This window comes from Streptomyces sp. NPDC051909 (assembly GCF_040681095.1).
Taxonomy (GTDB): domain Bacteria; phylum Actinomycetota; class Actinomycetes; order Streptomycetales; family Streptomycetaceae; genus Streptomyces.
This window is the reverse complement of the sequence record NZ_JBFAYA010000008.1, coordinates 154,234-167,911: the sequence shown is the minus strand read 5'-3', so window position 1 is coordinate 167,911 and position 13,678 is coordinate 154,234. Positions and strand designations below refer to the sequence as shown.

General features: G+C 73.4%; 15 protein-coding genes. 4 read left to right on the top strand and 11 right to left on the bottom strand.

Annotated features, from left to right (window positions below):
• Positions 1-59: 59 nt before the first annotated feature.
• From AB0M18_RS15385 to AB0M18_RS15365, 5 genes are all read right to left on the bottom strand, one after another.
• Positions 60-1,640, bottom strand: a complete 1,581-nt coding sequence (locus tag AB0M18_RS15385; RefSeq protein ID WP_365757935.1) for a molybdopterin-dependent oxidoreductase — start codon at positions 1,638-1,640, stop codon at positions 60-62.
• A 93-nt stretch (positions 1,641-1,733) separates the two neighbouring features.
• On the bottom strand, positions 1,734-2,648 hold the full coding sequence (locus tag AB0M18_RS15380; RefSeq protein ID WP_365757933.1) for an amino acid ABC transporter permease: 915 nt from the start codon (positions 2,646-2,648) through the stop codon (positions 1,734-1,736).
• Positions 2,645-3,310, bottom strand: a complete 666-nt coding sequence (locus tag AB0M18_RS15375; protein ID WP_365757931.1) for an amino acid ABC transporter permease — start codon at positions 3,308-3,310, stop codon at positions 2,645-2,647. Before AB0M18_RS15375 ends, AB0M18_RS15380 begins: the two co-directional genes overlap by 4 nt.
• Before the next feature lie 10 nt (positions 3,311-3,320).
• Positions 3,321-4,157 (bottom strand): glutamate ABC transporter substrate-binding protein, encoded by an 837-nt coding sequence (locus AB0M18_RS15370; protein WP_365757929.1) that lies wholly within the window; start codon positions 4,155-4,157, stop codon positions 3,321-3,323.
• A gap of 85 nt (positions 4,158-4,242) precedes the next feature.
• Positions 4,243-4,998, bottom strand: coding sequence for an amino acid ABC transporter ATP-binding protein (locus AB0M18_RS15365; protein WP_365757927.1), 756 nt, complete (start codon positions 4,996-4,998; stop codon positions 4,243-4,245).
• 359 nt (positions 4,999-5,357) lie between these two features.
• On the opposite strand from AB0M18_RS15365, the gene AB0M18_RS15360 reads away from it, so the two are divergent.
• Positions 5,358-5,816 carry a cyclic nucleotide-binding domain-containing protein gene (locus AB0M18_RS15360; RefSeq protein WP_365757925.1) on the top strand — a complete coding sequence of 153 codons (459 nt, stop codon included), beginning with the start codon at positions 5,358-5,360 and terminating at the stop codon, positions 5,814-5,816.
• Between the two features lie 35 nt (positions 5,817-5,851).
• Here the strand turns inward: AB0M18_RS15360 and AB0M18_RS15355 are convergent, their stop codons facing one another.
• The gene (locus AB0M18_RS15355) at positions 5,852-6,295 is read right to left on the bottom strand and encodes a GNAT family N-acetyltransferase (protein WP_365757923.1); all 444 of its coding nucleotides are present in this window, start codon (positions 6,293-6,295) and stop codon (positions 5,852-5,854) included.
• A 221-nt stretch (positions 6,296-6,516) separates the two neighbouring features.
• Here AB0M18_RS15355 and AB0M18_RS15350 point away from each other — a divergent pair, with 221 nt between their 5' ends.
• From AB0M18_RS15350 to AB0M18_RS15340, 3 genes are read left to right on the top strand one after another with little or no spacing between them, the layout of a single operon-like run.
• Positions 6,517-7,803: a diacylglycerol kinase family protein gene (locus AB0M18_RS15350; RefSeq protein WP_365758299.1), complete on the top strand. Its 1,287-nt coding sequence runs from the start codon at positions 6,517-6,519 to the stop codon at positions 7,801-7,803.
• Positions 7,796-8,419, top strand: coding sequence for a phosphatase PAP2 family protein (locus AB0M18_RS15345; protein ID WP_365757921.1), 624 nt, complete (start codon positions 7,796-7,798; stop codon positions 8,417-8,419). Before AB0M18_RS15350 ends, AB0M18_RS15345 begins: the two co-directional genes overlap by 8 nt.
• An 8-nt stretch (positions 8,420-8,427) precedes the next feature.
• Positions 8,428-8,859 carry a PPOX class F420-dependent oxidoreductase gene (locus tag AB0M18_RS15340; RefSeq protein WP_365757919.1) on the top strand — a complete coding sequence of 144 codons (432 nt, stop codon included), beginning with the start codon at positions 8,428-8,430 and terminating at the stop codon, positions 8,857-8,859.
• 13 nt (positions 8,860-8,872) lie between these two features.
• Here AB0M18_RS15340 and AB0M18_RS15335 read toward each other — a convergent pair whose 3' ends face one another.
• From AB0M18_RS15335 to AB0M18_RS15315, 5 genes are read right to left on the bottom strand one after another with little or no spacing between them, the layout of a single operon-like run.
• The gene (locus AB0M18_RS15335) at positions 8,873-9,589 is read right to left on the bottom strand and encodes a GntR family transcriptional regulator (protein ID WP_365757917.1); all 717 of its coding nucleotides are present in this window, start codon (positions 9,587-9,589) and stop codon (positions 8,873-8,875) included.
• Positions 9,590-9,638: 49 nt separating this feature from the next.
• Positions 9,639-10,643, bottom strand: a complete 1,005-nt coding sequence (locus AB0M18_RS15330; RefSeq protein WP_365757914.1) for an ornithine cyclodeaminase family protein — start codon at positions 10,641-10,643, stop codon at positions 9,639-9,641.
• Complete coding sequence (locus tag AB0M18_RS15325; RefSeq protein WP_365758297.1) at positions 10,640-11,755, bottom strand: proline racemase family protein; 1,116 nt, start codon at positions 11,753-11,755, stop codon at positions 10,640-10,642. The genes AB0M18_RS15330 and AB0M18_RS15325 overlap by 4 nt, the downstream gene beginning before the upstream one ends.
• The gene (locus tag AB0M18_RS15320) at positions 11,743-12,747 is read right to left on the bottom strand and encodes a proline racemase family protein (RefSeq protein ID WP_365757912.1); all 1,005 of its coding nucleotides are present in this window, start codon (positions 12,745-12,747) and stop codon (positions 11,743-11,745) included. The genes AB0M18_RS15325 and AB0M18_RS15320 overlap by 13 nt, the downstream gene beginning before the upstream one ends.
• A gap of 15 nt (positions 12,748-12,762) precedes the next feature.
• The gene (locus AB0M18_RS15315; protein WP_365757910.1) at positions 12,763-13,677 is read right to left on the bottom strand and encodes a dihydrodipicolinate synthase family protein; all 915 of its coding nucleotides are present in this window, start codon (positions 13,675-13,677) and stop codon (positions 12,763-12,765) included.
• Between the last annotated feature and the right edge of the window lies 1 nt (position 13,678).

The window sequence follows — 13,678 nt, the reverse complement described above, 5'->3', positions numbered from 1 at the left end:
CTGCCGCCGTCCGTTCAGTCCGTTCAGTCCGTTCAGTCCACTCGGCCTGCTCGGCCCGCTCAGCCCTCCGCGACGGTGACCTCGACGGAGTGCAGGCCGGTCGCCCCGTCCGGCATGACGTCCGCGCGGCGCTCGGTCTGCACGGCGCCGGTGCCGTCGGTGGCGCGTACCGTGAGGACGTGCCGGCCGGGGGTAGCGGGCCAGTGGTGGACCCACTGGCGCCAGGTGTCGCGGCTGTCCTCGGCACCGAGCTCGGCGTCCTGCCAGGGGCCGTCGTCGATCCGTACCTGGACCCGGGAGATGCCCCGGTGCTGGGCCCAGGCGACACCGGCGACGGCGACCGGGCGGGGTCCGGCGGCGATCCTGGCGAGGGGCCGGGGGGTGTCGATCCGGGACTCGGTCTTGATCGGCGCCTGCGCGGCCCAGCCGCGCGGCACCCAGTAGGCGTCGTACGCGGCGAAGGTGGTGAGCTCCAGGGAGCCGAGCCACTTGCAGGCGGAGACATAGCCGTAGAGGCCGGGGACGACCATGCGGACGGGGAAGCCGTGCGCGAAGGGCAGCGGCTCGCCGTTCATGCCGAAGGCGAGGAGCGCGTCGCGGCCGTCCATGACGGCCTCGACGGGGGTGCCGATGGTCATGCCGTCGACGGAGCGGGCGACGATCTGGTCCGCCGGGCCGCCCTGCGAGGGCGGGCGGACCCCGCACTCGCGCAGCAGGTCGGCGAGGCGGACACCGAGCCAGCGGGCGTTGCCGACCAGCGGGCCGCCGACCTCGTTGGAGACGCAGGCGAGGGTGATGTCGCGTTCGACGACCTCGCGGCGCAGCAGTTCGGGCAGGGTGAGGACGCGCTCCCGGGGCACTCCGCTGCCGTGGATCCGCAGTTTCCAGGTGTCGGCGTCGACGCGCGGGACGACGAGCGCGGTGTCGACCCGGTAGAAGTCCTTGTTGGGGGTGACGAAGGGGCTGATGCCCTCGACCGGGAGCTGGGCGCCGGGCGGTACGGCGGGGGCCGGCGAGGCGGGCCGGGGCAGCCGGAGGGCACTGCGCGAGGCGGCGGCGTGCCGGGAGCGGGTGGACCCGAGACTGCGGGCCAGGAAGGTGGCGGCGGTGGCGCCGACGGCCACCCCGGCCCCGGCCAGCAGGAAGCCGCGTCGGTCGGTGCGGGGCGCCGTCGCCGGCCGCGGCCGGGTGAGCCGGGCGGCCAGGACGTACAGCAGGGCGGCGGCGGTGGCCGCGCCGACGAGCGAGGGCAGCGCGTCGGTGGCGGAGGTGGAGTCGGGGCGGGTGACGGCGGCGAGCGCCCCCAGGAGGCCGAGCAGTCCCACGCCGACGAGGGCGGCGGCCCGGCGGCGCAGGGCGAGCAGGCCGAGGGCGGCGGCGAGGAGCGCGAGCAACACCAGGATGCCGAATTCGAGGACGGCCTTGTCGCTCTCGCCGAAGGTGCGGATCGCCCAGTCCTTGACGCCGGCCGGGGTGCGGTCGACGACCGCGTCGCCGACGGCGGGCACCGGCCCGGCCTCGGGCCGCACCACGACGGCCACGAGGGCGGCGACCGCGAGCCCGCCGTATCCGGCGAGGATCCCGGCGAGGGCGGCGAGCAGCCGGTCGGTACGGGTGAGCGGCGAGGGCGCGGCGGTCATGCCCCCGATTCTGGGCGCGGTGGCGGCCGGGGGCGAGCACCCGGGATGCGGCGTCGTACGGACGGGCCGTCGACCCGTGGCGCCGGCGGACGTTCAGGGCCGTTCTCCGCCGCCCGGCGGGTGTTCGCCGGGTACGGCGAGCTCCTCCACCGCCTCGACGCCGACGACCGCTCCGGTGGACTTCTTGCCGCGGCGCAGCCGGCCCTCCAGCCAGGAGGCGAAGGTGGTGAGGAGGAAGTTGAGGATCACGAACACGACGGCCACGACCGTGAACGAGGCGATCGTGTTCGCGCCGTAGTTCGCGCTCATCGGGCGCACGGAGGCGAGGAGTTCCGAGAAGCCGAGCATCGCGCCGCCGAGCGCGGTGTCCTTGACGATGACGACGAGCTGGCTGACCAGGGCGGGCAGCATCGCGGTGACGGACTGCGGGAGCAGCACGTACGCCATGGTCTGGCCCTTGCGCATGCCGATCGCCTTGGCCGCGTCGGTCTGGCCGGCCGGCAGGGCGAGGATGCCGGCCCGGACGACCTCGGCGAGGACGGAGGAGTTGTAGAGGACGAGGCCGGTGACGACCGCGTACAGCGGCCGGTTCTCAGGGCTGACGTCGGTGAACTCCGAGTACGCGGCGTTGGCGAAGAGCATCAGGATGAGGACGGGGATGGCGCGGAAGAACTCCACGACCGTGCCGGCCGTGGCGCGCACCCAGGCGTGGTCGGAGAGCCGGGCGATGCCGAACAGCGCGCCGAGCGGCAGCGCGATCACCATGGCGAGGGCGGCGGCGATGACGGTGTTCTTCAGGCCCGGCAGGATGTACGTGTTCCAGATCCGGGGGTCGGTGAAGAACGGTTCCCACTTGGTCCCGTCGAGCTGGTTCTTTGCGGCGAGGCTGTCCACCACCCACCACACGAGGGCGCCGATGGCGACCAGGAAGAGCACGGTGAAGAGGACGTTCCGGCGGCGGGCGCGCGGCCCGGGGACGTCGTAGAGGACGGTCGGCTTCTCCTTCATCGTTTCACCGCCACCTTCTTCGCGACCCAGCCGAGGAAGAGTCCGGTGGGCAGGGTGAGACAGATGAATCCGAAGGCGAAGATCGCGGAGATGAGGATCAGCTGCGCCTCGTTCTCGATCATCTCGCGCATCAGCAGCGCGGCTTCGGCGACGCCGATGGCCGCGGCGACGGTGGTGTTCTTGGTGAGCGCGATGAGGACGTTGGTGAGGGGGCCGACGACCGAGCGGAAGGCCTGGGGCAGCACGATCAGACGCAGGGTCTGGGTGAAGTTCAGACCGATGGCGCGGGCGGCCTCGACCTGTCCCAGGGGGACGGTGTTGATGCCGGACCGCAGCGCCTCGCAGACGAAGGCGGAGGTGTAGGCGATGAGGCCGAGGACGGCGAGCCGGAAGTTGATGGTGGTGAAGTCCTTGGCGCCCAGGCTGACTCCGAGGGTCTGGAAGAGGCCGAGCGAGGTGAAGACGATGATGACGGTGAGCGGGATGTTGCGGACGATGTTGACGTAGACGGTGCCGAAGCCCCGCATGAGGGGGACGGGGCTGACGCGCATGGCGGCCAGCAGCGTCCCCCAGATCAGGGAGCCCACGGCGGAGTAGAGCGTCAGCTGGATGGTGGTCCAGAAGGCGCCCAGGATGTCGTAGCCCTCGAGGAAGTCGAACACGGCGGCCTGCTCACTGGACGATGACGCCGATCTTGGGGGCGGGTTCGTTCTGGTAGCCGGCGGGGCCGAGGTTCTTGTCCACGGCGGCCTGCCAGGATCCGTCGGCGACCATCTTCTCCAGGGCCTTGTTGATCTGGTCCTTCAGTTCGCTGCCCTTCTGGACGCCGATGCCGTAGTTCTCGTTGCTCAGCTTGAAGCCGCCGAGCTTGAACTTGCCCTCGAACTCGGGCTGCGCGGCGTAGCCGGCCAGGATCGAGTCGTCGGTGGTCAGGGCGTCGATCACGCCGTTCTCCAGGCCGGTGAGGCACTCGGAGTAGCCGCCGTACTCCTGGAGCTGGGCGTTCGGGGCGATCTTCGTCTTGACGTTCTGGGCGGAGGTCGAGCCGGTGACCGAGCAGAGCTTCTTGTTGTTGAGGTCGGTGGGCTTGGTGATGGAGTTGTCGTCCGCGCGGATCAGCACGTCCTGGTGGGCGAGGAGGTAGGGACCGGCGAAGTCGACCTTCTCCTGCCGTTTCTCGTTGATCGAGTAGGTGGCCGCGATGAAGTCCACGTCGCCGCGCTGGAGCAGCGTCTCGCGGTCGGCGCTCTTCGCCTCCTTCCAGACGATGTCGGACGGATCGTGGCCGAGTTCCTTGGCGACGTACGTCGCGACGTCGACGTCGAAGCCGGTGTACTTGCCGTCCGGAGTCTTCAGGCCGAGGCCGGGCTGGTCGAACTTGATCCCGACGGTGATCTTGTCGTCGCCGCCCCCGCCGCCACCGTCGTCGCTGCACGCGGCGCCGGTGAAGGCGAGGACGACCGCGGCGGCCGCGGCGATGGTGATCCTGCGGTTCCTGTGCGGGTTCATGGTCTTCACTCCACGGTGGTACGGGTATGGGGACAGGTGCGGATTCGGGTGCGGGTGCGGGTGCGAATGCCGGTGCGGATTCGGGTCAGTGCTTGAGGATCTTCGACAGGAAGTCCTTGGCACGCTCGCTGCGCGGGTTGCTGAAGAACTCGTCGGGCGTGGTCTCCTCGACGATCCGGCCGTCGGCCATGAAGACCACCCGGTTGGCCGCCGAACGGGCGAAGCCCATCTCGTGGGTGACGACCACCATCGTCATGCCCTCCTGGGCCAGCTGCCGCATGACCTCCAGGACCTCGTTGATCATCTCCGGGTCGAGCGCCGAGGTCGGCTCGTCGAACAGCATCACCTTGGGGTCCATCGCGAGCGCGCGGGCGATGGCGACGCGCTGTTGCTGACCGCCGGACAGCTGCGCCGGGTACTTGTCCGCCTGATTGGCCACCCCGACCCGCTCCAGGAGCGCGCGGGCACGCTCCTCGGCCTTCTTGCGGTCCTTCTTGCGGACCTTGATCTGCCCGAGGGTGACGTTGGCGAGCACGGTCTTGTGGGCGAAGAGGTTGAACGACTGGAAGACCATGCCGACGTCGGCGCGCAGCGCGGCCAGCGCCTTGCCCTCGGCGGGCAGCGGCCGGCCGTCGATGGTGATGGTGCCGGAGTCGATCGTCTCCAGACGGTTGATGGCACGGCAGAGCGTGGACTTGCCGGACCCGGAGGGCCCGATGACCACCACGACCTCTCCGCGGTGGATCGTGAGGTCGATGGACTGGAGCACGTGGAGCGTGCCGAAGTGTTTGTCGACGTCGCTGAGGACGACGAGTGCGTCGCCTCCGTCCGGGACGGCCATGACACCCTCCTGGGTCACCGCCCCCGTATCGCCGCTCCCTCCCCACGTTCATGCTCCGCCCTCCGCCCGGAAGGCGCACGCCGGACGGGGCGGGCCGGGTGAACGGCGCACCGCGGAGGCACGACGTCCGGATGTCGCCGTCCGGGAAGCGCCCGAGAAGACCGTTCTCCGTGGGGGGGTCCCCCGGAACGAGCGCACCGTATGCACGTGGTGACCGGGCCGCCACCGGCCGTTCGGGGGGCCTCGTGGCCCGTGTACGGCGTCCGTGTGACGGTGCGGGTGCGGTGTCTGCGCAGCGGGCGCGGGCGGCGGACACTGGAGGCGGGACGCACGCCGCCGCCGCGCAGAGGAGGCCCGCCATGAGCGCCGCAGCACCCAAGGTCAGCACGCTTCCGCCCGAGCACCGGGAACGCCTCATGGCCTTCGCCGAGGACGTGTACTTCGAGGCGGGTCAACGGCTGTTCGAGGAACAGGACCGGGCCGACCGCTTCTGGATCGTGAAGACGGGCGCGGTCACCCTGGACGCCAAGGTGCCGGGGCGCGGGGCGCCGGTCATCGAGACGCTGCGGCACGGCGAGCTGGTGGGCCTGTCGTGGCTGTTCCCGCCGTATCTGTGCCAGTCCGGCGCGGAGGCGATGACGCCGGTCAGGGCGTACGAGTTCGACGGCGCGGCGGTGCGCTCGATGTGCCGGACGGACGCGGAGTTCGGCGCCTCGGTGATGTTCTGGGTCGGCCAGATCCTCGCCCACCGGCTCCAGGTGACCCGGGTCCGGCTGCTCGACCTGTACGCCCCGCACGGCAGCGGGATCCTGGCCTGACCCCCGTACGGCATGTCCCCGTACGGTCGCTCCGCCTACGGTCTGCCGAGTTCCTTGACGTGCCAGTCGAGGAGGGTGCCGTCGGCGCGGCTGATCTGGCCGCGCCGCGCGAAGCCGGCCCGCCGGGCGACGGCGCCGACGGCCGGGGCCGCGGCGGGCGTGAGGACCACAGCGCGGCGGGCGCCCGCGGCCCGGGCGTGGTCGCAGGCGAGCAGCACCGCCCGGGTGGCGAGGCCGCGGCCGCGGGCCTCGGGCTGGAGGGAGAAGCACAGATCGACGTCGCCGCGGGCGAAACCGGCGGCCGCCGGGCGCAGCTCGACGGTGCCGACGAGCCGGCCGGCGCGGATGCCGAGGATCCGTACGGGGCCGTGGGCGCGCCACGGTTCCCAGGGGTGGTGGGCAGGGGCCCGGCCCGGGTCGTCGGGGCCGAGCGGGGACAGGGTGACGACCCCGTCCGAGAGTTTCGGTTCATCATGCACCTGAGCGATCCTGTCGCCAATCCGCCCGTGCCACAATCGGTATCCGGACGGACACGCGGAGGCATCATGCCAAGCCGTCACCCGAACGGGCGCCCGGGGCGGTGCGGGCCCCCGGTCGACCGCAGGCTGGGACCGTCGACACGGGGAGGCTGGCGGTGAGTACGGACGATCCCGAGCGGGTGCGGGCCGCGGCCCGGTCCCGGCTGCTCGCGCGCTGCGCGATGCTGGCGGCCGTCGTCGCGGTGCTCTCGCTGTTCCTGCCGTTCGGTGACGGCGGCGTGCTGATCATCCTCAGCGGTCTCGCCGGGCTCGCGCTGTCCGCCGCCGGTGTCTGGTGGTTCCTGGCGCATCGCGGACCGGTGCGCTTCCTCGGCGCGCTGCTCGCGGCCGGCACGCCGGTCGGCGTCATGTTTCTCTACGTGGCGGGCGGACTGTGGCCGTCGGCGCTGACCGCGCTCGCCCTGTGGGGCGTGGCCCTGTTCTGCGCCCGCCGGGCCCTGCACCGGCCGGCGCTCGGCCACCGGGCGCGGCCCGCCGCGCCGCCCTCGCGGCCGGTGCTCCTGATGAACCCGAAGTCCGGCGGCGGCAAGGTCGAGAAGTTCGGCCTGGTGGAGAAGGCGGAGCGGCTGGGCGCTCGGGTGCTGCTGCTCGCCCCGGCCGAGCCCGGCGGTGCGTTCCCGGACGCGACCGAGCTCGCCCGCGCGGCCGTCGCGGACGGCGCGGACCTGCTCGGGGTGGCGGGCGGCGACGGCACCCAGGCGCTGGTGGCGGCGGTGGCGGCCGAACACGACCTGCCGTTCCTGGTGATCAGCGCGGGCACCCGCAACCACTTCGCGATGGACCTGGGCCTGGACCGCACCGACCCGTCGCGCTGCCTGGACGCCCTCACCGACGGCGAGGAGCTGCGGGTGGACCTCGGGGAGGTGGCCGGGCGGCCGTTCGTCAACACCGTGTCCTTCGGGGTGTACGCGGACGTGGTGCAGCGCCCGGAGTACCGGAACGCGAAGGCGGAGACGGCGCTGAGCATGATGCCCGAGCTCCTCGCCGCCGACTCGGGGCGGCGCCTCGACGCGCGGGCCGACGGCACCGAGCTGCCCGACCAGCAGGCGCTGCTCGTCAGCAACAACCCGTACAACTCGCCCGATCCCTTCGGCGGCGGGAAGCGGCCCCGGCTCGACCGGGGCACACTCGGCGTGGTCGGCATCCGGGTGGACGGCGCGGCGCAGGCGGCCGACCTCGCGGTGCGCGGGGCCCAGTCGGCGGGACTGAACGTGCTGACCGCCGCCCGGGTCGAGGTCGTCTCCGCCTCCCCCGAACTCGCGGTGGCCGTCGACGGCGAGGCCCTGACCCTGCCGGCGCCGGTCGTCTGCACCCTGCGACCGAGGGCGCTGCGGGTCCTGGTGCCGCGCGACCGGCCGGGCACCCTGCCCGCCGCACCGCCGCTGAGCTGGCGCCGGATCGTCGTGCTCGCCTTCGGCCGGCGCCGAGGAAGGACCTCGAATGACTGAAATCGCTCCCCCGGACACCGTGCGCGCCGTGCTCGCCGACCTGCGGGCGGTGGACGGCGCGCTGTACGCGGCGGTCGCCGCCACGCCCACGCCGACGCTCGACCGGGCGCTGCGGCTGCTCTCGGCCGCCGCCGACCACTCCAAGATCTCCCTCGCGGTGGCCGGGGCGCTCGCCCTCGCGGGCGGGCGGGCGCGACGGGCGGCGATCGCCGGGGCGGGCGCGATCGGGATCGCCTCGGTCTCGGCGAACCTCCTCGGCAAGCGTCTGGTACGGCGCCGGCGGCCGGACCGGGAGGCGGCCCGGGTCGTCGTGGCGCGGCACGTGCCCATGCCGTCCTCGGCCTCGTTCCCGTCGGGCCACATGGCGTCGGCGGTCGCCTTCGCCACCGCCGTGGGCGTCGTGCTGCCGCCGGCGGCGGTCCCGCTGGGGATCCTGGCGAGCGCCGTGGGCTACTCGCGCGTCCACACGGGTGTCCACTACCCGGGTGATGTCGCCGCCGGGGCCGTCCTCGGCCTGGCCGCCGCGGTGACCTCCCTCGCCGCGACCGAGGCGCTGCCGCCGCGACGCAATTCACCACACGCCGGAGGGAACAACCCGGCGCCGCACAGGACTTGAAGAAGGACATGACGACCTCCTCGTTCGACACCCGTGCCCTGCTCGCCGAGAGCCGACTCGGCGTCCTCGCCACCCTGAAGGCCGACGGACGCCCGCAGCTGTCCCCGGTGATGCCGTTCTACGACCCGAAGACCGAGACGCTGTACGTGTCGATGACCGAGGGCCGCGCCAAGACGGCCAATCTGCGCCGGGACCCGCGCGCCGCCCTGGAGGTGACCGCCCGGGACGGCCGGGCGTGGGCCACCGCCGAGGGCACGGTCACGCTGACCGGGCCCGGCACGGACCCCTACGGCCCGGAGGTCGAGGCGCTCGTCGAGTACTACCGGCTGGCCGCCGGGGAGCACCCCGACTGGGAGGAGTACCGGTCGGTGATGGTGGCCGACCGGCGGGTGCTGATGCGGATGTCCGTGGACCACGTCTACGGGCAGTCCCTGCGCTGAGCAGGACCCGGTCTCAGTTCTTGCGGACCGGGCCGAGCCGGCCCGCCGCGCGCTCGACCGGTTCGTCGCGGGCCTCGGCCCACAGCGAGCGCACATGCCCGAGGTGGCGGGTCATGCACTCCTCGGCGGCCTGCCGGTCGCCGGCGATCATCAGGTCGAGCAGCTCCACGTGTTCCTCCGCCGACGACACCAGCTTGCCGGCCTCGTCGAGGCCGGTCAGTCCGTAGAGCCGGGAGCGCTTGCGCAGATCGCCGACGGTCTCGACGAGGCGGTCGTTTCCGGCCAGACCGAGCAGGGTGAGGTGGAAGCGGCGGTCGGCCTCCAGATAGCCGATGAGATTGTGCTCGCGCGCGTTGGTGACGATCTCCTCGGCGAGCGGGCGCAGCGCCTCCAACTGCTCCTTGTCGGCGGTCTCGGTGACCCGGCCGACCGTGGGGACCTCGATCAGGGTGCGCAGCTCGGTGCACTGGTCGAGCTCGCGCTCACTGACCTCGGTGATGCGGAAGCCCTTGTTGCGGACGGGCTCGACCAGGCCCTCGCGGGCGAGGTCGAGCATCGCCTCGCGCACCGGGGTGGCCGACACGCCGAGTTCGGCGGCGAGACCGGGTGCCGAGTAGATGCTGCCCGGGCGGAGTTCACCCGCTATCAGGGCGGCGCGCAGGGCGTGGCCGACCTGGTCGCGGAGCCGCTCCTGGGCCTTGATGAGACTGTGCTGCTTCAGGTCACCCACGCTGATCCTCCGAGAACTCGCCGGAGGACAGCGTACAATGTCACGTTTCTCAGCCGGACCCGCCGTGCAGGGCGCGGGCCGCGCCGTACACGGCGACGGCCACGGCGAGGTCCTCCCAGGCCATGCCGACGCTCTTGAAGAGCCGCGGAACGGCCGGGCCGGGCGGGACCGCCCGGCCGGTGACCAGGTCGGCCAGAGTGCCGGCGATGTGACCGGGGCCGATCGCTCCCTCCGCCTCGGGGATCAGCAGATCCCCGGCCTCGCGGGCCGCGGCGGCCCGCGACTCGACGTAGACGGCGGACCGCCGCACCAGCTCCGTGTCGGTCTCGCGCGCCTGCGGTTCGTGCGAGCCGACGGCGACGACCGTGGCACCGGGCGCGACGAGCCGCCCGTCGAAGAGAGGGGTACGGGCGGTGGTGCAGCACACCACGAGGTCCGCGTCCGGCACGTCCGCGTCCGTGCCCGTACGGGCCTTCGGCACGCCGAGGTCCCGGGCGTGGGCGGCGAGCCGGGCGGCCCGGCCGGGGTCGCGGGCCACCACCACGACCTCGGTGACCTCGCGTTCGGCGAGCACCGCCGTCAGATGCCCGTACGCCTGCGGTCCCGAGCCGAACAGCAGGAGCCGCACCGGGCGGCCGGGCCCGGTGAGATGACGGATCGCCAGGGCCGACGCCGCCGGGGTACGCAGGGCGGTGAGCGCGGCGCCGTCGAGGACGGCCACGGGGCGCAGGCTCGGGCCGTCCAGGAGCAGATAGCTGCCGGTGATCCGGGGCAGGCCGCGGGCCGGGTTGCCGGGTGCCACTCCGGCGATCTTCACCCCGGCCCAGGACGCCGACGCGGCGGGCATCAGCAGGAGTTCACCGGCCGGCACCGGAACGGCGGTGCGCGGCGCGGCGGACTCCGGGTCGAGTCCCTCGCGGAGGGCCGCGGCGAGCGCGTCGGCCGCCGCGGCCGGGGGCAGCAGCCGGGTCACGGCGGCGGCGTCCAGGACGAGGGGGGTGGGGTTCTCGGGGTTCTCGGGGGTGCCAGGGCTCACAGGGCTCACAGGGCTCACAGGGCGAATCCTGTGCCGAGGGTGTCGTCCGGGTCGAGCACGAAGAGGTGCTCGCCGGTGCGGTGGGCGGTGCCGGTCACCTCGGTGACCCTACCGGCGGCGCCCGGCCGCGCCGGCAGGACACGGCCGGTGAAGACCGTGCCCACGATCGAGGTGTGGGTCAGCTCCTCGTCCTCCGTCAGCCGTCCCTCGTCGGCCAGCAGGGCGAGCCGGGCGGAGGTGCCGGAGCCGCAGGGCGAGCGGTCGACCTGGCCGTCGGCGAAGACCGTGACATTGCGCTGGTGCGGGCCTCGCGGGGTGTCGGGCAGCTCCTCGTACAGGATCACGCCGTACACGCCGGACAGCCGCGGGTCCTTTGGGTCGCGGGTCGCCGGATGGTCCGCGAGCGCCGTACGGATCTCCTGACCGGCCCGGGTCAGGGCGGCGAGCCCGGCCGGGTCGACGGTGAGGCCGAGCGCGGCGGCGGGCAGCGCCGCGTAGCAGGCGCCGGCGTGCGCGAGGTCCACCTCGACCGTGCCGAGGCTCGTGGCGACCGGCACCTTGCGGGCGGAGACGCGGGCGGGCACGTTGCGGAAGGTGACAGCGGTGGTGCGGCCGGCCGTGCGGTGCACGGTCGCGGTCACCCGGCCGGACGGCACGTCGATACGCACCTGGGCGTCGCCGTCGGCGGGCGCGGCGACCCGGCCGGAGTCGACCGCCCAGGCGCCGAGCGCGATGGTGCCGTGTCCGCAGGCGGTGGACCAGCCGTCCTTGTGCCAGAACAGGACGCCCAGATGGGCGCCGTCGTCGTCCGGCGGGACGACGAGCCCGCCGTACATCCCGGCATGGCCGCGCGGCTCCCGGACGAGCAGCCGGCGCAGGTCGTCGTGCGGGCCGGGGCGAGGGTTCGTGCCCCCGCCGTCGCTGACACCGCGGCCCGGCCGCGGCGGGGTGAGGAGGGTGGCGCGGCGTTCGGCGACCGTGTCGCCCGGCACCGGCGGGAGCCCGGAGCCGGCGAGGTCCGCGAGGTTCGTGAGATCGACGATGCGGAAGGGCTCGCCGGCCGTGTGGTAGTCGGTGGCGCGCACCTCGGCGAGGGGCGCGGGGGAAGGGGCGGCGCTCACAGGAGGAATCCGGCGGGGAAGGGGTCGGCGGGGTCGAGGAAGTACTGGGCGGTGCCGGTGATCCAGGCGCGTCCGGTGACGGTGGGGACGACGGCCGGCCGGCCGGCGACCGTGGTCTCGCGGACCAGCCGGCCGGTGAACTCGGTGCCGATGAAGGACTCGTTGACGAAGTCCGTGTCGAGCGGCAGGAGTCCGCGCGCGTGCAGCTGGGCCATCCGGGCGCTGGTGCCCGTACCGCACGGGGAGCGGTCGAACCAGCCGGGGTGGATGGCCATCGCGTGCCGGGAGCGGCGGGCGTCGGAGCCGGGGGCGGCGAGGTAGACGTGCTTGAGGCCGGACACGGCCGGGTCCTCGGGGTGCACCGGGCGGTCCGGGCCCGCGTTCACCACGTCCATCAGGGCGAGTCCGGCTGCGAGCAGGTCCTCCTTGCGGTCGCGGTCGAAGGGCAGGCCGAGGGCGTCGAGTTCCACGAAGGCGTAGAAGTTGCCGCCGTAGGCCAGGTCGTAGGTGACCGTGCCGAGGCCGGGGACCTCGGCCTTGAGGTCCAGGCCGACGGAGAAGGCGGGCACGTTGGTGAGGGTGACGGCGGTGGCCGCGCCGTCCTCCACCCGGACGTCCACGCTCACCAGACCGGCCGGGGTGTCGAGCCGGACCGTGGTGACCGGTTCGGTGACCGGCACCATGCCGGTCTCGACGAGGACGGTCGCGACACCGATGGTGCCGTGGCCGCACATCGGGAGCAGCCCGGACACCTCGATGAACAGCACGCCGAAGTCGGCGTCGGGGCGGGTGGGCGGCTGCAGGATCGCGCCGCTCATGGCGGCGTGCCCGCGCGGCTCGTACATGAGGAGCGTGCGCAGGTGGTCCAGGTGCTCGATGAAGTGCAGCCGCTTCTCGGGCATGGTGGCGCCGGGAATCACCCCGACGCCGCCGGTGATCACCCGGGTGGGCATGCCCTCGGTGTGCGAGTCGACCGCGTGGAAGACGTGACGGGTGCGCATGGGTTCCCCCAGAGGTCAGTGGTGGCCGTCGGCCAGGGCCTTCTCGGTGGCGGCGCGCACGGCGGCCGCCGTGGCGCCGGTCAGCGGGAGCCGCGGCGGCCGGGTCGGCCCGCCGGGGCGGCCGGCGAGGTCCATGGAGGCCTTGATGGCCTGTACGAACTCCGTCTTGGAGTCCCAGCGCAGCAGTGGGTGCAGCGCCTTGTAGAGCGGCAGGGCGGTGGCGAGGTCGCCGGAGACGGCGGCGCGGTAGAGGGTGGCGCAGGAGGCCGGCAGGGCGTTCGGGTATCCGGCGATCCAGCCCACGGCCCCGGCCAGGGCCAGTTCGAGCAGGACGTCGTCCGCACCGATCAACAGGTCGAGGTCCGGGGCGAGTTCGGCGATCTCGTACGCCCGGCGGACGTCGCCGCTGAACTCCTTGACCGCCACGATGTGTCCGGCGGAGTGCAGCCGGGCGAGGAGCGGCGGGGTCAGGTCGACCTTGGTGTCGATGGGGTTGTTGTACGCGACGACCGGCAGCCCCACGCCCGCGACCTCCGCGTAGTGCGCGAGCACCGCCGACTCGTCGGCGCGGTACGCGTTCGGCGGCAGGAGAAGGACCGAACCGGCGCCGGCCTCGGCTGCCTGCTCGGCCCAGCGGCGGGACTCGGCGCTGCCGTACGCGGCGACCCCGGGCATCACCCGCGCCCCGTCGCCGGCCGCCTCCACCGCCGTACGGACCACCCGGGCCCGCTCCTCGGGCGTGAGGGTCTGGTACTCCCCCAGCGAGCCGTTGGGGACGACGCCGTCGCAGCCGTTGTCGATCAGCCGGCGCACATGCTCGGCATAGGCGTCGTAGTCGACGGACAGATCTTGGCGGAGGGGGAGGGTGGTGGCGACCATGATGCCGCGCCAGGGGCGGGTGGGGCTCCAGTGAGAGGCGGTGACGCTCATC